The organism is Paenibacillus sp. LjRoot153 (assembly GCF_964253085.1).
GTDB lineage: Bacteria > Bacillota > Bacilli > Paenibacillales > NBRC-103111 > Paenibacillus_E.
Window position 1 is genome coordinate 4888859 of record NZ_CAXUQH020000001.1, and the last position, 23191, is coordinate 4912049.

19 protein-coding genes are annotated in these 23191 nt (G+C 42.4%); 1 reads left to right on the forward strand and 18 read right to left on the reverse strand.

What is annotated here, in order from left to right; all coding sequences use genetic code 11:
* The 7 genes from ACSQ8P_RS21185 to ACSQ8P_RS21215 all read right to left on the reverse strand — a co-directional run bounded on the left by ACSQ8P_RS21185 (position 1) and on the right by ACSQ8P_RS21215 (position 9863).
* Positions 1 to 1323 (reverse strand): spore germination protein, encoded by a 1323-nt coding sequence (locus ACSQ8P_RS21185; protein WP_436236993.1) that lies wholly within the window; start codon positions 1321 to 1323, stop codon positions 1 to 3.
* 118 nt (positions 1324 to 1441) lie between these two features.
* Positions 1442 to 2296, reverse strand: a complete 855-nt coding sequence (locus ACSQ8P_RS21190) for a diguanylate cyclase domain-containing protein (protein ID WP_436236994.1) — start codon at positions 2294 to 2296, stop codon at positions 1442 to 1444.
* On the reverse strand, positions 2293 to 4383 hold the full coding sequence (locus tag ACSQ8P_RS21195; RefSeq protein WP_436236995.1) for a cellulose biosynthesis cyclic di-GMP-binding regulatory protein BcsB: 2091 nt from the start codon (positions 4381 to 4383) through the stop codon (positions 2293 to 2295). Before ACSQ8P_RS21195 ends, ACSQ8P_RS21190 begins: the two co-directional genes overlap by 4 nt.
* Before the next feature lie 15 nt (positions 4384 to 4398).
* On the reverse strand, positions 4399 to 5649 hold the full coding sequence (locus ACSQ8P_RS21200; RefSeq protein ID WP_436236996.1) for a glycosyltransferase family 2 protein: 1251 nt from the start codon (positions 5647 to 5649) through the stop codon (positions 4399 to 4401).
* Positions 5646 to 7211, reverse strand: coding sequence for a hypothetical protein (locus ACSQ8P_RS21205; RefSeq protein WP_436236997.1), 1566 nt, complete (start codon positions 7209 to 7211; stop codon positions 5646 to 5648). Before ACSQ8P_RS21205 ends, ACSQ8P_RS21200 begins: the two co-directional genes overlap by 4 nt.
* Complete coding sequence (wsfD, locus tag ACSQ8P_RS21210) at positions 7204 to 8712, reverse strand: glycan biosynthesis hexose transferase WsfD (protein WP_436236998.1); 1509 nt, start codon at positions 8710 to 8712, stop codon at positions 7204 to 7206. The genes ACSQ8P_RS21205 and wsfD overlap by 8 nt, the downstream gene beginning before the upstream one ends.
* A 20-nt stretch (positions 8713 to 8732) precedes the next feature.
* Entirely contained in the window at positions 8733 to 9863 is a 1131-nt protein-coding gene (locus ACSQ8P_RS21215; RefSeq protein WP_436236999.1) for a hypothetical protein, read from the reverse strand.
* Positions 9864 to 10079: 216 nt separating this feature from the next.
* On the opposite strand from ACSQ8P_RS21215, the gene ACSQ8P_RS21220 reads away from it, so the two are divergent.
* Entirely contained in the window at positions 10080 to 11030 is a 951-nt protein-coding gene (locus ACSQ8P_RS21220; RefSeq protein WP_436237000.1) for a serine hydrolase domain-containing protein, read from the forward strand.
* Positions 11031 to 11095: 65 nt separating this feature from the next.
* Here the strand turns inward: ACSQ8P_RS21220 and ACSQ8P_RS21225 are convergent, their stop codons facing one another.
* The 11 genes from ACSQ8P_RS21225 to ACSQ8P_RS21275 all read right to left on the reverse strand — a co-directional run bounded on the left by ACSQ8P_RS21225 (position 11096) and on the right by ACSQ8P_RS21275 (position 23151).
* Positions 11096 to 11407: a hypothetical protein gene (locus tag ACSQ8P_RS21225; RefSeq protein ID WP_436237001.1), complete on the reverse strand. Its 312-nt coding sequence runs from the start codon at positions 11405 to 11407 to the stop codon at positions 11096 to 11098.
* A 183-nt stretch (positions 11408 to 11590) separates the two neighbouring features.
* Positions 11591 to 12403, reverse strand: a complete 813-nt coding sequence (gene speD / locus ACSQ8P_RS21230) for an adenosylmethionine decarboxylase (RefSeq protein WP_436237002.1) — start codon at positions 12401 to 12403, stop codon at positions 11591 to 11593.
* Positions 12404 to 12501: 98 nt separating this feature from the next.
* Entirely contained in the window at positions 12502 to 13185 is a 684-nt protein-coding gene (locus tag ACSQ8P_RS21235; RefSeq protein WP_436237003.1) for a DUF7002 family protein, read from the reverse strand.
* Positions 13186 to 13332: 147 nt separating this feature from the next.
* Positions 13333 to 13971 carry a hypothetical protein gene (locus tag ACSQ8P_RS21240; protein ID WP_436237004.1) on the reverse strand — a complete coding sequence of 213 codons (639 nt, stop codon included), beginning with the start codon at positions 13969 to 13971 and terminating at the stop codon, positions 13333 to 13335.
* A 5-nt stretch (positions 13972 to 13976) separates the two neighbouring features.
* Positions 13977 to 15152, reverse strand: a complete 1176-nt coding sequence (locus ACSQ8P_RS21245; RefSeq protein WP_436237005.1) for a sugar ABC transporter permease — start codon at positions 15150 to 15152, stop codon at positions 13977 to 13979.
* 11 nt (positions 15153 to 15163) lie between these two features.
* A complete protein-coding gene (locus ACSQ8P_RS21250) occupies positions 15164 to 16684 on the reverse strand; it encodes an ATP-binding cassette domain-containing protein (protein WP_436237006.1) in 1521 nt (506 codons plus the stop codon).
* A 93-nt stretch (positions 16685 to 16777) separates the two neighbouring features.
* Positions 16778 to 17878: a sugar ABC transporter substrate-binding protein gene (locus tag ACSQ8P_RS21255; RefSeq protein ID WP_436237007.1), complete on the reverse strand. Its 1101-nt coding sequence runs from the start codon at positions 17876 to 17878 to the stop codon at positions 16778 to 16780.
* A gap of 112 nt (positions 17879 to 17990) precedes the next feature.
* Complete coding sequence (gene xylF, locus ACSQ8P_RS21260) at positions 17991 to 19067, reverse strand: D-xylose ABC transporter substrate-binding protein (RefSeq protein ID WP_436237008.1); 1077 nt, start codon at positions 19065 to 19067, stop codon at positions 17991 to 17993.
* A gap of 94 nt (positions 19068 to 19161) precedes the next feature.
* Positions 19162 to 20736 (reverse strand): response regulator, encoded by a 1575-nt coding sequence (locus ACSQ8P_RS21265; RefSeq protein WP_436237009.1) that lies wholly within the window; start codon positions 20734 to 20736, stop codon positions 19162 to 19164.
* On the reverse strand, positions 20733 to 22172 hold the full coding sequence (locus tag ACSQ8P_RS21270; RefSeq protein WP_436237010.1) for a sensor histidine kinase: 1440 nt from the start codon (positions 22170 to 22172) through the stop codon (positions 20733 to 20735). The genes ACSQ8P_RS21265 and ACSQ8P_RS21270 overlap by 4 nt, the downstream gene beginning before the upstream one ends.
* Positions 22153 to 23151, reverse strand: a complete 999-nt coding sequence (locus tag ACSQ8P_RS21275; RefSeq protein ID WP_436237011.1) for a sugar ABC transporter substrate-binding protein — start codon at positions 23149 to 23151, stop codon at positions 22153 to 22155. Before ACSQ8P_RS21275 ends, ACSQ8P_RS21270 begins: the two co-directional genes overlap by 20 nt.
* Positions 23152 to 23191 lie beyond the last annotated feature (40 nt).

Genomic DNA, 23191 nt, shown 5'->3' on the forward strand with positions numbered 1-23191 from the left:
TCATTCACCTTCTGGATGCTTCAATTGCAAATAAGGAACGCCAAGTGATTTGACACCTGCCAAATAGGAGCAGATAATAACGATCCCGAATAAAAGACCGAGGACGCCAAAGATTGCGGAAAGGATCAATAAGACATATTTAAACAATCGTATCGTGAGCGCATTTTGATAGCCGACAACGGTTGCACTTGAAATGGTCGTAGCAGCCAATACAATGATGAGTAAACTGCTGACTAATTTCGCCGATACGACAGCTTGTCCTAGCACGATCCCCCCTACCATAGTTATTGTAGGTCCTATACTTGGAGGAAGTCGGACGATGGCTTCTAATGTCAATTCCAAGACAAACAATAACAACAAGGTCTCTATGATCGCTGGGTAAGGAACATCTATTCTACTCTTCGCGATTGAGTGCGCCAGCTCAAACCTCAACACATCCGGATTAACAGAAACTAAGGCCACATATAAACCTGGGATAATTAACGTGATCAGCGCACCTATAATACGAATGAAGCTAAGGGCCGCAGCAAACACATGCGGATGATTGGCATCATCTGCTGTCACGAACAAATCCGAAACAAGACTGGGGAGTACTAATGCGAAAGGCAAACGTTCGATGAAAAGAACCGCTTTTCCATTTTTTAAAGCTCGTGCTGCACTCTGTGGAAGTTCCGTTGTATTGTAACGTGTTACAAGTGTAAAGTTTGAAAACCCAAACACTTTCGATAGTTCTTGTACATTGCTAACATCCAAATGCAAATTCGTTTCGATTGCTTTGATGATAGATCTTAGAAGTGTAGGATCAATCTTTGTATTCAAATAGGACAAAACCACGCAATTTTTGGATACTTCCCCAAATCTATACGTCGTAATCTGCAAATCACTTGAATTTATATGCTTTCGAAGCAGGCCGACATTGAGCTCGATATCCTCGTTAAAAGCGCTGCTTGACCCTCTAACTACATTTTCAGTTAATGGCACTGTTACTGAACGATTGAGCAGTTGTGCAACAGGTATGATGCTAATATAAGTACCAGATGGCTCATGAATGGCAATAAGCATGCCATCTAATATTTCTGAGATGAGTTCGTCCAGTGTGCAATTGGATACATTGTGACCAAGCCCACTCAGCCTATCTTGTATTGGTTGATCTATATCATCTACTGTATGTAGCTGTTCGCGCACCATGGTAAGTGATCTCGGGAAATTAACGAGCGTCCTTAATCCTAGAAAGATTAGAGGATCACTACCTATCCATAGTTGACGTGAAATATACTCCCTGTCTTGTTCAAAATGATATTTCAGACTGGTCAAGATAGACAAATCATATCCTCCCTTCCAATTTTGCTAATAGTTCTCAAGTAGTATTTGCATACTTTTGACTTGTTAATCATTGCAAAAAAGGTACAGATCCTCAATGACTGAGATCCGTACCTTTTAATTAGACATCAAATTCCAACTGCTTCTTCGCCAGCGTAATAAACTCCAACGGGTTCGGAACTAGCTTAGCATCATACTCGATCGCGCCCATCTTCAAGATAAGCTCGACTCGATATTTCTCCCTATACTCATCCCTGTTTCGATCTTCGACACTATTTCTCAATCGATCAATCACGATAGATGCGCCAGGTTGATCTGTGAATAACAGCATTCCCCACATCGGATTTTCCTTATTGAGCAAATAGAGTGAATCATTCGTCCGGATACTGGTCTGACTCATTTGAGACAGGTCAAGTACGGCTTCCATCAGCTGCTCTTCACCTATAATACGCCGGATCTCATCCCAGTATTTCACACTGAAAACCAAGAGGGTTAACGGTATGTGATAACGAACCGATAACGCCATAAAGATGGTAGCATCGGATTGGAATGAGAAGGTATTCTTTAAGTTGGTTTTGGCATCTACCGTTGCGAGAGATTTGTTAGCCTTCTGCAATTGTTCATTTTCCAACTGAAGCTGGTGATTCCCATAAGTAAGCAGCCACGTTGAGATTGTAAATAATGGCGTCATAATGAGCCAGAAGTAGTTCTGAGGTCCAACTACTCCACCCACAACGACCGTTTGATACAGGGTGAATGTACCGTAACCAAAGATGAAAAGAATGTTCAAGATCAATCCTGTCGTTACGTTTGTAAAGTACGTTACAATCGCAATTAACAATGCGATGTTCAAGAAAATGATATTTTGGATATAGAGGTTCGGATTTCCCGCGGTAAATACAATGCAAATGAAACAGACAATAATCAGCAAAATAAATGCGCCATCCGAAACCATATTGCTTTGTAAACGCCTCATCGACGATTCCTCCGCTTCTTTCGGTATTTACGAAATAGCAGGATAAGCGAGAGAAGAACCAATAAGGCAACAAGTACAACGGCAGCCATGAAGCCCAGAACATCCTTGCGTTCCATGACATCGCTTAATACCGTAGATGGCTCAGTCGTCGTTATTTTTTTAAAACGAAAAGCATTAATTTGCCCGTCAATATCCGTTATGGCTCCATCTCCGAATACTTTCCACAACGTACCTTCCGAGCCGATTAGTTTAGAGGCCAGATAGGCATATTCAGAACTGCTCCCTGTGACGGCAAGCAGCCCAAAGCCGTTCCCATAAGGGGAATCGATCAATTGCAGCGAGCCTATACGAGTGCCATAGTTAGCTTCGATACTCATTTTTTCATTGGAGACGAAGCCTGTTCCGGTTTTATCGTATTGAAAATATAGCTTGTCGTTATTATTACGTATAACTTGGTTATTCTGATAACTGCCGATGGCGATGATCTCGCGGTTCTTAAGTTGTGAGGCTGCGACATTATCTTGATAAAAAAGCACTTCACCGGTATTGGTCTGCGCGTAACGCCCTAATAAATTAAATATGTTCGTAATCGTTTGATAAACGTATGTATCATGCTCTTTGGGCAGTACAACTGCCAACTGATTATAGCTGCCATCTCTCAGAAATGGATAAGGGTAATTGTTAAACAGCATATCCGCTTTATCTTTGGTATTTAACTGCAGCATAGAATCCTTATCTACAAACGCCCATGGCATTTGCTCCTGATTCTCAATACAGCCTGCATTTTTGAGTTCCAAATCGAAGGCAACTTTAACTGTGAAATTCCCACTAATATTAAGTGTTTTAGGAATAGCAATATCAATATGATCATCGTCTGCAAGCTCGGTAGACAATTTCTTGCTGCCAATCGGTGTATCATTGATTAAGATTGTAACCATGGATCGATCGAAATCTAGATTTTTTGCATAACGATACTTAATGCTCAGCTTACTCGCATCTGCGATCGAACGGTTTCCCGGCAGTGAAATGAAATAAGCCTTCTCGCGATGTCGGTCACCGACAATCTTATCGCCTGTTTCCGTTAACGTCATGTTTCGGCTAATACTCACGGTAGGAGATTCTACCTCTGTTGCTAGATCGACTACTTTCATATCGGTGTCCAATTGACTAAGCAACGACTGATTTCCGATTAATCGTCCTGCTTTTACCAGTAAAGCTGTGTCAATTGAAGTGACCACCAAGGTCGGTTTTCCCGCAAAGGTGACCAATTTAATTAATGCCTTATTATCAACATCATCAGCTGGAATCGTTGACTTTATTTCTTCAGGCAAATCGTTATAGAAGGAGATGAGAATAATAGCCTGCTTAGCTTTCAAACTATCGGCGCTGTAAGCAACAATCGGTATCCCTTTATCCGAAACAGGATTCACCTTAGCGAATCCAGAAAGCGCATAGGTTGCCGCTTCAAGCACAGCCAAGTTGCTTTCCCCTTCAGTGACAATGATAGCATTCTGACCCTCTTTAATCGTATCCAACCCGATAAAATGTTCATTAAAACCCCGGATATTCTTTTGAATCGCCGTGTTGGAGTAATTCACAGTAATACGGGAGGATTTGTAAATTTGCAACCAATTATCTCGGGTATCTGTCGGCAAACATGCATTAACTGCTAGCGGAGAGGTGGTTTCGAAATTTCCTTGAACAGTTAGCGCATTCACGCCTTTCACGATATACGAAACGGGAACAAGGATTGTCAGCTGTTGTTGTTTCGTTTCTTGTATGATCGGACGAAAAGAGTGGAACGGCTTTCCGTTTATCAATAACGTTACACTCGATCGATCATTCTGTAGGAGACGTGAAATCTCATAGTCGAGATGAACTTCAACACTAGCTACGTTCCAATAATTCTCAATCTGGAAGTACTGCTGCGTATAGGTTATCCCTCCCAATAACGACGTATCTGCAAAATTTGTTTGGTATTGTTTATTCCCAGTTGATGAAAGCTCTTCCGCCCATGATGAGGAGCTTACCGAAGTAAGCAGGGAAACAAGACAAACGGTCGTAATCAAGAGCCATCGTTTCTTCATAAATTTCTCCCCAATCTAATACCTTTCGGTCTTATACCATTTGGCTTCTCGCTTGAAAACCAAATCCTTCAAGTATGCGTACATGCCATAAGCCGCTACTACCATCCACATCTGGCAGTAAGAAACATACATGAGCATAATAATCCAAACATTAGATAACTTCATTTCCCCTTTTTCTGTGACAAGTGTTATAAACGTACCTACAATAAATAAAATAATGGCCAGCCCCCATAAGAAAGAGCTAAAACTTGCAATGGTTGTTCGTACATAACCCAAAGCATGAAGAATAAGAAGTAAGTCCGACATGACTAACGAGGTAAGCAGCAAGACATAAATGGATAAATAGTACAGAATGTCAAAATGGATGTTACGTGCTGAGCGTTTGAACAATAACGGGATATTTTTGACGATTACATATATATTTCCCTTCGCCCACCGGGTTCGCTGCTTAAACCAAACTTTGACTGTTTGTGGCTCTTGCTCCCATGTGACCGACTTAGGCTGAAACTTAATCTTGTATCCCATCAAATAAATGCGAAAACTAATTTCCGTATCCTCCGCAATTGCCTTTACATCCCATCCACCCATATGCTCAATAATCGAACGTCGAACAATGAAGTTCGTACCCGGAATCGTGCACAGTTTGAATAGCTTCCATCTTCCTGCCTGTGCCATCCATTGAAAAGATAACGTTTCGACATTAATAAAGCGAGTCAGGAGGCTTGCATCCCGATTACGTGTTCGAAATTTCCCGATGACAGCTCCTAAGGTTGCATCATGAGTAATTTCGGAAACTAGATACGTCAATGCCGTTTTCTCAGGCGTATTGTCCGCATCATAGATGGCAATAAGTTCCCCCTTGCTCTGTTTAAAGCCCAAATTTAAAGCATTGGACTTCCCTTTACCTCCGATCACATTATCGGTATTCAAGATGATCAGATTGCGCGCTGGGTACCTCGTTTGGAGATTCTCTAAAAGCACACTGCTATTATCGAAGGAATTGTCATTGATGACGATAATCTCATAACGATCATGTGGATATGAGAGTGCGAGCAAGGACTCGACTGTCTTTATAATGACTTTGCCCTCATTGTGTGCAGGCACCATGATCGTGACGAACGGCGCCACGCCCTCCAATGGGGCAACAGGTTTGTTCTCAATTTGCATATAGTACAAGTAACCGGCAACGATCAGAGCCACATTGACCAAAAGGAGTGACCATATACAAAAGACGGAAATTAGCATCAAAATATCTGCAATTGTCATAATGGTCTCTCCCGATGGGTGAATTTTCGTTTATACATGCGAAACCCGATAATGAGAAATACCATAAAAATAAGCAGAGTCGTTAAGATAAGTACAATGAAGATATTATTTTGCACCGAAAATAAGGTTGTAAAGCTTTTCTTCACTTCTTGCACATAGGTGTGATCAGAGTCGATTTCAGTTATCGCATTGTTTAATGCGATAGCCTGTCCGTTGATTTGCAGGTGACCTCTCTGTGATATCAATTCATTCGTGTCCGTATGCACACTATGCTCTTCATTCTTGTAATCGGCGAATGTCGTCCAGCTTGATAACAAGGTGTCCATTGTCGCTTCTAATTCTTTGTGATCTTTAGGAAAGGGATAGACAAAAGCAGTATTCATCGGCAAGGGATCCATCATTTTAGTAGTTAATACATAGTTACTGAGTTCCTTTGCTTGTATGGTATACATAGCCGATGTAAATGCACTTGAAGTTGAAGTTTGAGCTCGATACATCATGCGTTGATTCGGGAAAATAATGCCTGATTGAAAAAAAGATAATCCATTTCCAATGTAATGTTGGTCATAAGTCCAATAAAGTTCAGTTCCAACACCCAAGGGAACTATGCCATATTCAGCCAACGCATTCAGAAAGGAGCCCATTTGTGATTTTAATATCGTAATATCCAGACTGATTGTTGAATTGACAACGGGTGCATTCACAACAATACTCCCGTTACGCGACTGTACATGTTTAATGGCTTCCAAGTATCGCTGCATAGCGGGGAACTCTAAATTGTTAAGAACGGGCTGCACACTAACGATGAAAGGAATCCCTGATTCATATAGACGATCCGCCATCTCACTAAGCATAACGAGATCAGAAAAGGGATAAATCTCATTCAACAATACGTAACTATGACTTACCGTCTTGACAGACAACCAGTCCCTTAGGATATAGGCTGCCGCTTGCTCGCTTAAGTTCCCTTTTACCATGTAAGGGATATAGGCGTATTTACCGTGTAGAACACCAAAGGGTGAAGTTGTCTTCTTCCTCTCTGATGTTATCTGACCAAACGAAGTCCCAGTAAATTTCGTTATATAGGTAATGTTGCTTGCTGTAATTGAGCTTTGGGAGAACTGTCCGATTGCAAGACGTATGTTATCTTGATCTAACAGTTCATCTTCCAAGTTCATATCCTGTCGAATATTGGCAGGAAGTCCATTCCCTATATGCATATATTCCCCTACGTACTTAATCATATCCTGTTTAAATAATTCTTTCACTTGTGTTACATCATCTAAATTAAGAATTGTAATGACTTTACTGAACTTAAAAAGCATTCCTTTTTCATAACTGTCATATGAAGTCACCGTCACTTGAGTACCAAAAGAAGCCAGTAATCGCTGAACTGCCTCGACATTCCCCTCTTTCTGTGTACCTAGAGCTAGGCTATCATAGACGAGGAGAACAGAAGTCTTCTCGGTTTGATTAGCAGAAGTAGCAGTCGGGTAGCAAAACATAAGCAGCAGACAACATAATAGGAAGAGAATTGTACGTTGGAATCGTTGCTTATGCATGGTGCTCACCTCCTTGCATAGCCTTATTGTCTATCTCATCTTCAACTTCCTGGATCCATAATCTCTTTGCTATTAAATCACATATGGTAAGTAAAGAAACGAGATCGAAGACTAAAGTAAATAAAAACTCATGCTTGGCAAGATCTGCATCCCCAGCTCCGATTATTGAAACGAAAATCCCAGAGAGACCGATTACGATCATCATCAGAATCAAAGGCAGCCTGACCGCATTCCTACGTTGTCGTGACTTCATGGCTTTCACAAAAGACGGCATATATAGCCCCATAATAATGAGCGTCCATAGGATCACAAATCCGATCGTTTTAGGAGCTAGCCTGTCTTTCAACAAACTGTAACCCGAGAAAAAAATCGTTTGTGACCCAAATGCTTTGCCTGTCGATGCCTCATAATTCCCAAGAGCATGCGGCCTAATGCTAAAACCATCTTGCGCAGCCAAATTGAGCATTTTACCAGCTTGATCAGGATGTAAGAAGTAATAAACGAGTATCGAGGCCACACTATATTTACTGTAGAACTTTTCCTGCATAAGCTCTGAATCAACTGCTGCTGACGAGTAAGGGTCGTAGTATAAAGTCTCATCAAGTACTGCAAATTGTTTGTCTATATCAAAGCTTTCAAGCGTCTTCTCAGGATTCACCGAGCCCATGATCACCCCCCGTGTCATGGCATGGTATTTATTGATATTTACAAATTCCTGAGGAATAAGCACATAGCTACAAATCCCAACACCTAGTACTGCAAGAAGTAACGTTGCCGTAATGACGCGAAACGATCTCGTCTTACGAATATAAATGATAAAGACGCCAAACATAGCAATAATCATTCCCACAGGAGCATTCTGCTGCTTACTTGTGGTCAAAAAGATGGCACTGACAACGAACAATGCAAACATCACATAATCGTTAAATCGTTTCCGATAGAGCAATATGCCCGCGGCAACCATGAAAATCGTCATGATGAGCACGACACTCTCACTGTAAAAAGAATTGAAATAAGCCGTATATCCCGTATCACCTAATATAAAAATGGAGAGGATCGCTACTAAATAACCTCTTTTCTTGGACATTTTCCAAGTGAGAGCCTCTACTAATAAGTAAATAGCGGCTATATATAAAATGAGGTACATCCCCGCTTGAAATCGAATATCAAAAATATGAGAGTCATGAAAGAGTAGATTGATAAGGAGGGATGCTTTAATAAACATCGATTGTGAAGAAAACAATGTAGCACCATTCTCGTTATAAAACTGATACACACCGTAATTTTTGACAAAATAACCGAGGTAATGATTCGTATAATTCGGGTCATTGAAATACAGCCCGTTACTATTCAAAATCCGTGCATAATCCCCATTATCAGCCATCCCGATATAAGGGGGCGTAAATAGTGCAATCGCTGTAATCAAGAACACGACGATGGCCGCGAAAGCTGCTGGGGACACATTGCGCAGTAACATTTGGAGGAGACGATTGTTCCACATATGATCGTACTCCTTTCTAATCAGTACGTGTAGGCTAGGAGTGCCATCAAATTATCGAAGGAATAGGCCTGCCCAACTTTGACATCTCCGAAGCCGCCATTCAGCGGGCTCTGGGGCTCATGGATTTGAAATTCATTCATTTTGAGAATACTATCGGCATACAGCTCCTGATCCTTGATGACAGATCCAATCATGGCTGATATCGCATAAATGGCGGTTGACCTTACCTCGTTAAGTGGTTTTCCATCTCGGTCATATTGACCGTATAAGGTTCCTGCTTTCACCTGATCTTTGATATAACGGATACTGGCTGGCTGTTCCAGTTTAACCTCTGCTAGGTTTAGAATAGTTAGCAAAGATTCTACGGTGTTTATGCCTTCCGATTGGTAGTCTTTCTTATTGAAATCATAGCGAGTTTGGTAAAATGGAAACGAATCCGACAAGTATCCTTCTTGGGCAATTTGCAGCATACTAGCTTCAAGTGTCGCCTTCTTTTTTCGAGATAGCGGTATAAGCTCCAAAGATGCAGCATCTATGTAGCACAAGGTTAGGAATGTATTTGTCATTTTATAAGTTGGATCATAGAAGTCTCGCATTTGCCCATTTACAATATTGTATTGATAGACTCGCTTTCCGTAGGCTTCCGCTTCCTTTCTGTAGCTTTTAGACTCAAAAGCGACGGAAGCTTCATCAAGCGCCCGCATGATACGCAAATCATCTACAATTGCATTCATTGGATATTGTTTATTCTGTTTAGGACTGTAACGATAGCTGAATCCATAGGGTGTTTCAAATACTAGCTTAGCTTGCTGCCACTGCTCATCAAACTTATCTTTCTGCCCAGTGAGGGCGAAATAACGCATGAAGAGACCCGCGGATTCACTCAGAACTTCATGGCCTGAAGCAGCAGCACCCAATTGATCTGTATCCTTCAAATTCGTATATACACCATGCTTACTGGTGAGCTTGTCCTTCATAAATCCCACTAACAAGTTGCGATTTTCCGTTACTTGCATGGTCTGACCATACTGACTGCTCGATTGCCGCTGTAAACTTACAGTGTCTCCTCGCATAAAGTTAATCACATAATAAATTGCATAGATGCCAATCAACCCGAGGCTGATCAGTAGTAGATTTCTGAAAATTCTCATGTATTCCGGCAGCTCCTAACACTTCATTTCCAGAAAAAACATCGAATGGTATGATAAAAAGATTACACACTACATCTAAGGTGGAATCCGATATAAATATCTGTTATTTTTTATGCATATAGATACATCCAATTTTAGTTGTAGTGTATCACAAGCAGCTTATTGTTCGCATGGGTAAATCATCCCAAACTATGTCGAAAAATGAAGAAGGTTGTCATGAACTTTTCAAATTTAATAGAAGAATTAGAACCAGCCAATCTTGTAAGTTGCCTCATCAGCCAAAGAGGTCAGATCATTTTCGAGCAATACCGAGAACCGCACCTAGCTGACACTGTCGCTAAAATCAATTCCTGTACCAAAAGCATTCTCTCAGCACTCTGTTGCATCGCTATGGATAAGGGATTGTTGCCAGCCCCAGAAACACCTGCCTCCGTTTTTTTTCCTGAGCTAGCGAATGATATATCATCACATAAGAGAGAAATAACACTGCTACATTTATTAACGATGACATCCGGTTTCGATTGGACAGAATTTGGTGGACAGAATTCGTTTCCTCGCATGACAAGAACAACGGACTGGGTAAATTTCGTGTTGGATCAACCTTTATCCGATCTACCAGGTACGAAAATGTCTTATAACTCTGGCGGCTCCCAATTATTATCTGCGATCTTGGTACAAGCAACAGGCATGTCAGTTGCTCGTTTTGCTGAGTTATCTATATTCGAGCCACTTGGCATTGAGTCGTATACGTGGGAACAGGATCCGCAAGGTATCCATACAGGGGGCTTCGGATTGTCACTTCGCCCCATAGATATGCTCAAGTTTGGTCAACTCTATCTCCAGCAAGGGAGATGGGGAAACTCGCAGCTTATTTCCCAAGAGCTTGTCATGCGTTCCACACAACCAGCGATACGTGCGGAGGCTCCTCGTCGCGGCAGTTATGGCTGGCATTGGTGGACAGACATTTACCCTGATAGTACGGATAACGATTCCTCTATTCCGTCGCTAAATTACTTTAACGCGTATGGATTCGGAGGCCAGTGCATTTATATCCTACCTCGTATTGAAACCGTTGTTGTATTGACCAATGACCAGCGCAAAAAGAGCAAAATTCCTCTCCATGTGTTCCGAAAGTCTGTTGCACCTTATCTAGTGGAGCTAGATTAGAGTATGCAAAAAAAGCCTGTCACCTTCGTGACAAGCTTGTTTCGTCCAACTTTTTATTCATACTGTTACGAGAAATTAGCAAAAGCTAAGAATCCACCTAAAGGCAATATCCAGAGAAGAGGGATGCAATTCCAGATTAAGGAAGCCCTGTATCGCCGACGCGAAAAGGTAACCCATCCGCCAATCAATGCTGCTAGAAGTCCAGCTGGGTACAACAAAATAGCGATAAAAATGAGCCAAGTTGTCACATCGCTGATTGCCTCTGGGGCATCAAACATCATGACGGACATGCCCGCAATAAACAGCCAAACAAGTACAAATAGGACGTACACAATCTGCGACACAATTAATGTCCACAACATCTTCTTCCGATTCATGATCTTAACCCCGAATTCAATTTAATAAAGTATGTAATGACAGATGCAACTCTTCTAATTCGATTTATTTTAACATAATTGCGAGAACAATTTCGCCTTTTTTTGACAATATTCGCAGAACATGAAAAAAGGGTTCCGGAGCAGCATTTCACTGTTCCAAACCCTTTTAACCCTCAGGAATCCTCAAGAAAATATCATATTTTTCCCATAGAAGATCTCATCCATCTCCCATTTGACGCTTTTCTCAATTTCCAGCTGCTCTTCCTTGCTAAGCGTATCCTTCGTGTAGCCGAACAAATAGTTGTTCAGATCAAACTCGCGAAGCTTGCATTTGGTATGGAAAATATTCTCTTGATACACATTCACATCAATCATCTGATATAAATCTTGAATTTCCATCGGAATATAATTTTGAATAGAGCTGATCTCGTGATCAATGAACAGCTTGTGCCCGCTAATATCACGCGTGAACCCTCTGACTCTGTAATCCATCGTCAAAATGTCATTATCAAATGAGCGAATCAGAAAGTTCAACGCTTTTAGCGGCGATATTTCTCCACACGTTGAAACATCAATATCTGCTCTGAAGGTGCTAATGCCTTCGTCTGGGTGATATTCAGGATACGTATGCACCGTGATGTGACTCGTATTGAGATGCATGACGACTGCATTAGGCAGCGGCCCTGGCGACTCTTCGAACGATTCGCTCGGCTCTTGTTCGATAGGTCCTTCAGACACCAGCATGGTAACGCTAGCTCCCTGTGGAACATAATCCTGCTTAGCGACATTCAACACATGCGCCCCGATAATGTCAGCAACGGTCTTCAATAGCGCGGTCAAACGCTCCGCATTGTATTGCTTGTCTATATAAGCGATGTAGGCTTCGCGATCTTCTCTGGTTTTGGTGAAGCAGATATCATACATGTTAAAGCTTAGCGATTTGGTTAAATTATTAAAGCCATGCAGAGTTATCATCTGCTCCGACGTTAGTTTCAAAAGTGTTCTCCCCCTAAGTGTCATGCCTTAAACAGCTAATCTTAGGATGGTATGTAGGTGGCGTTTTTATCCATGTTATGCTATAAATCATGCTTCATTCAAGCTCTCAAATCTTGCCAAGGCCTTGCAAGCATTCGCCAACTATCAGGTACAGTTTGATCATCTTCTATATAAATCGCCAGTAAATAGTTCGACACATCCTGAACCCTATCTGCAATGAGTACCTCTTTTATTTCAGATGCTTGTGTAGGTACAACTCGATTGGATACGCGCTTGAAATCTTGCAAAGGTAGAAACATAGCCTCACTCTTCTTATAGGAACAGTTCGCTGGAAACCGCGGTGAGCTACCTGAATCGTATTTGGATAACTTCGTCGATGTATAATGGTTGGTCATTATCTTAATCGCATCTAATTTCAAAACAGCAAACCCTGCCTCCGGCTCCCTTCGCGTGTAGGTATCCATCATTTTCTGGCAATCCCTCAAGGTTGGCCAAAAGAATACATGCTGATCTAACCCTGCGCGAAATTGTTCCTGTGTGGTTGTAGGATCTATCATCATGTCCGGAATCCTAAGATGAGCATTGATCGTCACTGTAAAATCTATATACTTTAGTTTTTCAGGTTCTGATCGGCGCTCGCCCGTAGAATGGGGATTCATCTGACCACTGGATAACAAGGTATCCAAATAAGCTATCGCCGGTAAGTTACTTACTCGCGTGAAATGGTAGAGGAATTTTCTACCTTTAGATTTGGTGATATCAGCTATAAGTGTATCTGTCATTGTTTAGCTCCGTCTATTGAGATGACCTTTTGAGTTGATTTCTTATTTTTCTCAAAAGAATAAGATATCATGTCTATCTTATCAGCACTTACAGCTTAAGCAAACACGCAAAAACAGTCCGTACCTCCAATGAGGCAGGACTGCTTTTTATGCGCTGAAGCGCTGTAGCTCCTGAGGATTGTTTTGTACGTAATCTAAGTACGCTTCTCGCCAGGAAGCTTCATCCAGCTCCTGGAAGGATAGCTCCAAATCCATCGTTTTTCCTACCTGAATAGCATGATAGCGATAAGCATTGAAAAAATTCCTATCAATCGTGGTGTACGCAACGCCTAATTTCTCTAAAGATTGTTTGGCTAATCCCATTCCGACAATTGTCGATACGCATGCAGCCACACATCTTGTTAATAAATAGGCGATTACGCCTTGCCAGCCAGTCAGCATGTAGCCAATTATGATTGCGAGAATCGTAGGTAGAAAGAACACATATACACGTTTGAAAGCAGCTGCCACTTGTACGAAAGGATAGAAGATGAAGCCACTGGCGTTGAAATAGATCCCGGCGAGCATGGCAAACAAAGTGAATACGCCTATTCGCTCAGGGCTTAACTGAAGGAAGAAACAAAATAACCCTGTTACGAAACCTAATGCCGCGGACATCAAGCTAATGTTTTCCGTCGTTTCTAGAATTTGCTCTGGCCTAATGTCTGGATACAATCTCGCCATAAGACCAAAGCTAGTCGGCACATCAAGCCTAATCATAAGACCTTGAGGTGTATGGATACTCATGTCAATTAAGCTCTCTTCTTTCTCGTAACAACATCAAATATAACCGCGATGGCCAATACCGCACCACGAATCATGTATTGATACGAAATACCAATTCCCATGAGATTCATCCCACTTGATAAGGATGCCATTACAATCGCGCCGATAATGGAACCCGTCACTTTACCAACTCCGCCTGCTGCGGAAACACCGCCAACATATGCCGCAGCGATCGCATCAAGCTCGAATAATGTTCCTGCAGTCGTTGTTGCAGATTGCAAACGCGCAGTAAAAAGGATCCCCGAAAGTGCGGATAGCATACCCATCGATCCGAATACGATATACGTGATCTTTTTCACGCTAATCCCGCTCAAATTTGCTGCCTCTGGATTACTGCCGACGGCATAAATGTGTCTGCCTAATACAGTTGAAGTCGTCAAGAAGTGGTACACTGCAACCACAATCATGACCACGATGACAGTCCAGGAAAAGCCGTTATACCCGGCTAGAATCCAGGTAATATACGCGATGATCGCCGAGACGAAAATAACCTTCACAGTGAAAATGTTGGCAGAAACAACTTCGAAATTGTATTTCAGCTTGTTATTTCGCTTTGAAAATTCACTATAAATGTAAAGAACGATCATGACCGCTCCCAAAATTAAGGAGAGCAGATTTAATCCCCCTACCTTCGTAATCGCGGGGATGAAGCCGTTCCCGATCGCATTGAAATACTCATCTTTCACAATAATCGTGCCCGTTTTCTCCGTTACGCGCAGCAGTGCGCCTCTGAAAATCAGCATGCCCGCAAGCGAAGCCACAAAGGACGGAATACCGAAACGTGCGACCAATAACCCATTGAATAACCCAACGATGATACCAAGCGCGAGAATGATTGGAATCGTGAAATAGAAGGGAACTCCCGCTTGTGAGAGGAGTACAGCAGCAATGGCGCCTAGAAACCCTGCCGCAAATCCAACGGATAAATCAATATGTCGGATGACAATGACAAGTGTCATACCGACGGCTAGAACCGCAATATATCCCGTTGCGTCAATCAGATTACTTATATTTCGCGATGACATGAACAACCCATCTGTCATGATCGAGAACGTCAACATGATGATGAATAGGGCAATGTACATCCCATATTCTCGAATATTCACTTTAATTAGCGATTTCGCTTCACTATAAAATTGCACGGGTCTTCCTCCTATTGCGTCGCAAGCTTCATAATTATTTCTTGATCCGCATCCTCTATGGATAGCTCGCCTTTCATTTTACCTTCGGCCATGACATAAACACGGTCACTCATGCCCAAGACTTCACTAAGCTCCGATGAGATCATGATAATGCTCATTCCTTCACTGATCAGCTTGTTCATAATCGTATAAATTTCATATTTGGCCCCGACGTCAATGCCGCGAGTAGGTTCATCTAAGATGAGCAGGCTCGGATTCACAAATAACCATTTGCCGAGTGATACTTTCTGTTGATTTCCCCCGCTCAAATTACCAACAATTTGTTCCACGGAAGGTGCTTTAATATTTAATGACTGCTTGTAATGGTTAGAAATTTTCACTTCTTCATTATGATTAATGACACCGTTTTCAGAAATCTCATGCAGGTTGGCAACCGCAATGTTTTGCTTAATATCTTGGATGAGGAACAATCCGTCCCCTTTGCGATCTTCCGTTACATATGCAATGCCTGCCTTAATGGCATCCTTCGGATGGCCGAATGTTTGTTTAACACCTTCCATAAGGAGGTCTCCGCGTAGCTTATACGCTTTGGGATTCCCAAATATACTTTGCGCCAGCTCTGTTCGACCGGAGCCCATCAAACCAGCAATGCCGACAATCTCACCCTTTTTAATATGCAAATTCACATCTTTCACGACGTCTCGACCCAACTGTGGATCATAAGCCGTCCAGTTTTGAATCTCGAGAATGTTCGAACCGAATGACTTTGTCATTCTTTTCGGATAAATATCGTCGATCTCACGACCTACCATGTTTTGGATGATGACACTTTCCGAAATCTCACCTTTTGCAGCATCCAATGTACAAATCGTTCTACCATCTCGTAAAACAGTGAGTTGATCGGCAATCGCCGTCACTTCTTTGAGCTTATGCGAAATCATAATGCTCGTAATGCCTTGCTTTTTGAGTTCTCGCAGCAGATCGAGCAAGTTCTCGCTTTCTTTCTCATTAAGTGCAGCTGTCGGCTCATCCAGAATGAGCAGCTTCACATCCTTGCTTAAGGCTTTGGCAATTTCAACGAGCTGTTGCTTCCCAACACCCAAATCCTTCACGAGTACTTCAGGGTTCACATCCAGCTTCACCTTCTGAAGCATGTCTTTGGCTTGGCGAATCGTTTGATTCCAATCGACCATCATGCCTTTTCTCACTTCGTTGCCAGCATAAATGTTCTCATACACCGTGAGGTCGGGGAATAACGCTAACTCTTGATAAATAATGGCGATGCCTGTCTTTACACTGTCGCTGATCTTCGAGAATTGCTGAACCTTGCCATCGAAAACAATATCTCCCGAGTATGTACCATGTGGGTATACACCGCTAAGCACCTTCATCAAGGTCGACTTGCCAGCGCCATTTTCACCTACCAAACAATGAATTTCGCCTGTATTCACTTTAAAATTAACGTTCGCAAGTGCTTTCACACCCGTGAATTCTTTGGAAATGTTATTCATTTCTAAGATATATTTATTCATCTTCTAACGCTCCTTAGCCAACCGACTCCTGGAATAGAGGAATAGTGATAGACGTATCTATCACTATCCCTTCCAAGCTATGTGATCTTACACCTACAAGCCTTTGAAATCGGATGCTTGGTAGTAAGCCGAATCCACGAGTGCAGATTTAACATTTGCTTTATCAACAACGATGACATTCGTTTGTTTCGCTTTGACATCAATTTTTCCATTGTTGTAAGATCCAGTTGTTTCAGGTGTTTTACCGTCGAGGATCGCTACAGCCATTCCCATCGCATCTTTAACCAGTGTACGAACATCTTTGAACACTGTCATGGATTGTTTACCATCGATTACATATTGAATGGAAGCTTTCTCAGCATCTTGACCTGTAACTAGGAACTTTGTAACCGCTTTATCTGATGCGAATACATCCGCAATGGATCGAGCTGTTCCATCATTTGGAGCTAGAATCGCAACATCGCCTTTCATATCTGCTGCAGCAGCTGTCAAATGTGTTTGTGCTTTATTTTTCGCTTCGTTAGCATCCCAGTTCGTCGTGACTTGACCGATAATTTTACTCATTTGCTCACGAGTTAATTTGGCAGTTCCTTTCAAAGCAGCAGCCTCACTGGAGTTAGCAATTTTGAATGTGCCATCGGCAATTTTCGGTTGAAGTACTTGCCATGCACCTTCGAAGAACAAGAAAGCATTATTGTCAGATGCAGCACCTGCATACAGGTACAATGGTTGACCTTTTTTAGCTTTATCAACTAAGTACTGTGCTTGTGCTTTACCCACAGCAATACTGTCGAAAGTCACGTAGTAGTTAACAGCATCTGTTTTCGTAATCAAACGGTCGTAAGAGATGACTTGAATACCAGCTTTTTTAGCTGATTCTACAGCAGCTGCTGCTGCATCACCGTCTTGCGGACAAATGATTAACACTTTAATTCCTTTTGCAATCAAAGCGTCAACGTTTTCTTTTTCTTTCGCTGAAGAGCCTTGGCTGAATAAGATTTCCGTTGTATATTTCGAACCTTTCAAAGCGTCTTTGAAGCGTTGCTCATCTTGAACCCATCTTGGCTCGTCTTTGGTAGGCAATACAATTCCAACGCTTACTTTCGAGCTGCTGGAGTTCCCACATGCTGCAACCATAACGGCTAGAAACATAACCACTACCATTAAAGAAATCGCTTTCACACTTCGTTTCATTTGTAATACCCCTCTCAATTGTTTTGGCTGTGCGCCAACTACAAACTGAGTATATCACCGGGATTTTCCAATGTAACCGCTTTAAATTAGCACTTTTTTTAACAATGCTATACTATTTTGTCATTTGCCCTTGATTCACATTTTTATAAACATCTTCTCTCAGGTGGAAACCATCCGCTATGATTGTGGCATCCATATTCGACCGTTCGACGGCAATGGGTTCTAGCAAAATGGATGGTACATCAATTTTCTTATTGTTTACTTTTTTATCAGCATGGACATTTTCGCCCTTCGCCATCTTCACAGCAAGCTCTGCAGCGGTTTCTGCTAGCTTCTTTATGGGCTTATACACGGTCATTGTCTGCGTACCTTCGACGATTCGCTGCGCAGCTGCAAGCTCAGCATCCTGCCCCGAAACGGGAATACGTCCTGCCATCTTCTGGGCGGTTAAGGCTTGAATCACTCCACCTGCTGTAGCGTCATTCGCGGCAACTACCGCATCGACTTTATTCTGATTCGCAATCAAAGCTCGCTCCATGTTCGCCAACGCATTAGCTGGCTTCCACTCCTTCGTAGCTTGATCAAATACAATGTTGATGTCACCTTTCTCAACGAGAGGTTTTAGGATGTTCATTTGGCCTTTCTTGAACATATGCGCATTGTTGTCTGTATCCGCGCCTTCGATTAAGACATAGTTCCCCTTGGGAGCCTTCTTCACGATCGCTTTAGCTTGCAATTCGCCAGCTTTCTCATTATCGAAGGAGATATATAAATCGACATCCGAGCCCACGATCAAACGGTCATACGAAATAACTTTGATGCCCGATTTGTGTGCCTTCTCCACAATTGCTGCGGATACTTCTGCGTTGTGCGGCACAACGACAAGCACATCTACGCCGCGCGAAATTAAGTTCTCCGCTTGCGCTAGCTGTAAGGCATCGTCGCCATTCGCGGCTTGAACCTCAATACGCGCACCTAGCTTTTCTACAGCAGCCTTGAACAAGTCACGGTCCTTCTGCCACCGTTCTTCCAGCAACGTATCGATCGATAACCCAACGACCACTTCATTATCCGTTTGGACGATCCGATTGGGGCTTGGTTTATTATCGATTTGCGGACTAGTATTATCCGTTGGCCTACTACTCGTTCCGATGAACGAGCAAGCCGATAGCACGAAGGCCATGATCATGGTGATGCCAACCACTTCAGTACTCGTTCTGACATGTTTCAGCGCAAACCCTCCTTAAAGTTTTCATCAGAAAACTGGTTTCTTAAGCATTTACTCAGCTGTGCTTTTTGTTGGTTGGTCGAATCAACATCTTCCGATAATCAGTCGGCGAATGTCCAACTAGCTTTTTAAACACTCGGCTGAAATAATTCGGATCGTTATATCCGACTTCAAATGTAATTTCTTTGAGACTTTTATCCGTTTCCTGCATCAATTGCTTGGCAGTTTCGATTCGATATTCCGTAAGAAAGTCAATATAATTCATGCCGAAATGCTCTTTAAACAGCTTGCTGACATAGAAAGGATTCCGATCAACCGTAGCGGCAATCCGCTCCAAGGATAATTCCTCATGAGCATGCTTCTGGATATATAGCTTCATCGTTTGGAGTAAATCTGTTTCGACGACTTCTCCAACCTGAACTAAATTATGAATTAACAAGCGGGATTCCGCTTTCAGTTGCATATAGCTTGTCGTTGAATAAGGAAAATAAGGTGTATGAACATCCATCCCCATTTCCTGTAACATGCGGGTTACAACAATTAACACTTCAAAAATTCGCTGCTGCGACATCCCAACGCCTTGCTGGGCGCCTTCGAAGACATCAATCATTTTGGCAATCTGATCTCCTGCTGCATCTAGATTTCCGCGTCTAATCTCTTCGAGTACGCTCTTTTCCATCTCAAGGGTACGAGCGCCAATCGCCTGAATATCATCCTGCGTCAGATTCTCATACAAACAATAACGAGCAGGCAGCGTGTTATCCATCGAAGCCAACAAAGCTTCATGATAGGATTGGCGCATATCCCGCACGTCCTTACATACGCCGCCTATTCCAATAAAAAGACGAAATCCACTCTTCACATCCATGGCTTGGATCCATTTCTTCGCTACACTTATCGCCTGTGCGCGATAGGAAAATTCACCGTCCATAAAAACAAGGGCAGGTACTTGATTGCCTGACATTTTCCCTAGCCAGATCGGATTGGACACATCCAGGGGGAGTTCATTTAATTGCAGATACACATCATCGAAATCCCGCAACTGCGCATCTTCCGCCGAAACATGAGAGAATTGCAAGGTCATCACGAAGCCGTCTCGCCCAGTTGGCAAGCCGACAAGATCGATCATTTCAGTAAGTGATGCCGATTGCACATAATCAAATAGTAGCTGCTCCACAATATCCGCCTCCACCAGAGGCGTCATCTTCTGCAGCCGTGTTTGCTCTAAGCTTCTATTCGCCAACTCCTGTTGAATCATTTTAATCTCATTGGCTACCCGGCCAATCGTCTCCAGCACGACAGAAATTCGGCTTGGTTTCAACATATAGTCATAAACGCCTAATTTAATTGCTTGTTGTGCAAATTCAAATGTGTCAAATGCAGTGACTACTATAAACTTAACTGCTTTATTCGACTCCCTTATCTTCTCTATCGCTTGAAGTCCATTAATGCCTGGCATCTTAATATCCATCGTGATCAGGTCTGGTTGTAACCGCTCTGCTGCTTCAATGGCTTCTCTACCATTCGCTGCTTGGCCTACGACCTCTACGTCTGGAGAACCTTCTTCTATAATTCGTTGCAATGCAGTCCGCTCAATTGGTTCATCATCTACGATTAACATACGAATCATACGACTTGCCCCCTCGGCAGTTTCAATGTTATACAAGTGCCAGCTCCTAAATGGGATTCTATCTCTATGATCTCTTCAACCCCATAAAATAGCTGTAAGCGATGAATCACATTCCATATGCCTATCCCAGTAGAATGGCCTTTATATATGGAATTTTCGGTTTGTGATAATAATCGATTTAACTGCTCTTCATCCATGCCTTGTCCTGTATCCTGTACTTGAACAAGGATGTGTTTCTCTTCCTGTTTTACTCGGATCGTAAGCGTGCCACCTTCTTCAGCTGGTTCAATCGCATAAATAAACGCATTTTCTGCAAGCGGTTGCAAAATAAGGATAGGAAGCTCAATTCCCAATGCATCCTCGTCAATTTCACGTACGACTTGCAACCGATCACCAAAGCGAGCCTTCTGAATCGTTAAATACTCCTCAAGCACTTCCAGTTCATCCTTTAATGACACTCGGCTATCCAGCTTACGGAGATTATATCTAAGCATACCGGCAACAGAGCTAATTAATTCGCTTGTTTTTCCCGCTCCTGCCAAATAAGCTTCCTTCGACAACATATTTAAGGTATTGAAAAGAAAATGGGGATTAATCTGACTCTGTAAGCTCTTCAGCTCACTTTCCTTCAGCATCAGCTTATGTCGATGTAGATCATATTCCAATTGGGCTTTACTTTGGATATCATCGATAAAATGTCCGATCTTCAAGCGCATGCTGTCCAGCGTTTTAGCCAGAAAGGCCATTTCGTCGTTATTACCTAAATCAATGGGATTTTTAAAATTCCCCCGTGACAATTCTCGCGCAGAAAGCGTTAATTTCAGCAATGGCTGAGTTACACTATCGACAAATCGATAGGAAAACAGCAAGAGCAGCAAAGAAACCAGCGCTAACGTCCAGAGTCCCATTTTCTTTATATTTTCACTTCGTTTTATTATTTTTCTGTAAAAGGCATCATAGGTGTTCTGCTCACCGCTAAGTAACGTTAGCGTCGTTTCTGAAATATATTTGGAAATGTTGGATGCCTCGTCAAATTGCTTAGCTGCATTTTCTTCATCATTATCTTTTTGAAAACGAACAGCTAAATCCATCGCCTCAGCCTGACTTTCCAGCATGTTCTGTAAATTGCCGAGCAGCATATTGTTGCTTGTATTTCGTAACCAGCCCATCTCTGTCTTTGTTCGAAGTAGACTGCTGTTATCTGAGACATATTGATTCAAGCTCTCTAATGTAGGTGACATCCGATATTTATTCAAAGTGGTTAAAGATTGCTGGCTTAATTGCGAGGCTTGATTCATTTGCATATAACGCTGCAGTATCTCATTATACTTTTCTACGGTTCGTTGATTATAAATGCTCGTGGAGAGCCAAATAATCGCCATAATTACCCAGATTAAGATCGACAGCATCATCATTTTACTTCGAATGGTTTTCAAGCGCTTTCTCCTCTTCTCCAGTTGAAGTCACCACGCTAATAGGCGTGAAGTAGCTGTTCTCGAGTGGCAGCTGTGCAGCATCTAACCAACGTTTCATCAAATTAACACTTAGAATCCCCATGTCTTCATAATGCTGCGAAAGCCCAGCTTTCACCTGCCCATTTTTAATAAGCATCATGGTTTGCGGGGAGTCATCGAATTGGAAAATCGGATATTCTTTGGTTCGCGAGCGCGAATGCACCGCTTGAACGATACTCTCTCCAGATTCTGACGTCAGTCCGATAAAGGCGGTCACATTCGGATAGTGATTCAAAATATCATTCGTTTGCATCTTCGGTTGCGACATTTCAGGATCATTAGCTGCAATAACGGCCTTCAGCCCGTCGTATTTTTTAAAAACTTCGTTCAGACCTTTCAATCGCAGATCATCCGTTGATGGTGAGGACAGGTTCTTAATAACACCGACTACGCCTTTTCCATTCAACTGGGTCGCAATGTACTCCCCCATAATAATCCCTTCTTGATAATGATCGGAACCGATATATGACTTGCGCAAGCTGCTCGGAGCATCGGAATTAATCGTAATGATCGGTATCCCTTTCTCAGTCGCCTTCTTCACCATGATGTCAAAATCCGGATGATCCACGCCTTCTACGACGATCCCGCTCGCTTTGGAAGCGATTGCAATATCAATCTGCTTAATTAACCCTTCCAAGTTCGAACGATAAACACCCCAGAAATCAATTTGGATATGATGTTCGTCTGCAGCCTCACGTGCGCCTTTTTGTATGGCATTCATCATAAAGCTACCTTGCTCCTGGGAGATAATCACGATGCGTTCGGCATGCTCATGCACCATGGGTTCCCCTGCAGTAGACATACTCAAATCACTCTGATAAATCTTGAGCATATAGTAGAAAGAAAATGACAGCGTAACAAAACTGCTAGCAATGATCGCAATCAAAATCAATTTTTTCATACTTTCACCCACAAACTCTTCCAATTTGCAGTAATTCTAT

What these genes read in the sequence shown, in the direction of transcription:
- ACSQ8P_RS21190 (WP_436236994.1), bottom strand. Translation starts at nt 2,296, where the DNA reads ATGAGGCGTTTACAAAGCAATATGGTTTCGGATGGCGCATTTATTTTG.
- ACSQ8P_RS21195 (WP_436236995.1), bottom strand. Translation starts at nt 4,383, where the DNA reads ATGAAGAAACGATGGCTCTTGATTACGACCGTTTGTCTTGTTTCCCTG.
- ACSQ8P_RS21200 (WP_436236996.1), bottom strand. Translation starts at nt 5,649, where the DNA reads ATGACAATTGCAGATATTTTGATGCTAATTTCCGTCTTTTGTATATGG.
- ACSQ8P_RS21205 (WP_436236997.1), bottom strand. Translation starts at nt 7,211, where the DNA reads ATGCATAAGCAACGATTCCAACGTACAATTCTCTTCCTATTATGTTGT.
- wsfD (WP_436236998.1), bottom strand. Translation starts at nt 8,712, where the DNA reads ATGTGGAACAATCGTCTCCTCCAAATGTTACTGCGCAATGTGTCCCCA.
- ACSQ8P_RS21215 (WP_436236999.1), bottom strand. Translation starts at nt 9,863, where the DNA reads ATGAGAATTTTCAGAAATCTACTACTGATCAGCCTCGGGTTGATTGGC.
- ACSQ8P_RS21220 (WP_436237000.1), top strand. Translation starts at nt 10,080, where the DNA reads ATGAACTTTTCAAATTTAATAGAAGAATTAGAACCAGCCAATCTTGTA.
- ACSQ8P_RS21225 (WP_436237001.1), bottom strand. Translation starts at nt 11,407, where the DNA reads ATGAATCGGAAGAAGATGTTGTGGACATTAATTGTGTCGCAGATTGTG.
- ACSQ8P_RS21235 (WP_436237003.1), bottom strand. Translation starts at nt 13,185, where the DNA reads ATGACAGATACACTTATAGCTGATATCACCAAATCTAAAGGTAGAAAA.
- ACSQ8P_RS21240 (WP_436237004.1), bottom strand. Translation starts at nt 13,971, where the DNA reads ATGAGTATCCATACACCTCAAGGTCTTATGATTAGGCTTGATGTGCCG.
- ACSQ8P_RS21250 (WP_436237006.1), bottom strand. Translation starts at nt 16,684, where the DNA reads ATGAATAAATATATCTTAGAAATGAATAACATTTCCAAAGAATTCACG.
- ACSQ8P_RS21255 (WP_436237007.1), bottom strand. Translation starts at nt 17,878, where the DNA reads ATGAAACGAAGTGTGAAAGCGATTTCTTTAATGGTAGTGGTTATGTTT.
- xylF (WP_436237008.1), bottom strand. Translation starts at nt 19,067, where the DNA reads ATGATCATGGCCTTCGTGCTATCGGCTTGCTCGTTCATCGGAACGAGT.
- ACSQ8P_RS21265 (WP_436237009.1), bottom strand. Translation starts at nt 20,736, where the DNA reads ATGATTCGTATGTTAATCGTAGATGATGAACCAATTGAGCGGACTGCA.
- ACSQ8P_RS21275 (WP_436237011.1), bottom strand. Translation starts at nt 23,151, where the DNA reads ATGAAAAAATTGATTTTGATTGCGATCATTGCTAGCAGTTTTGTTACG.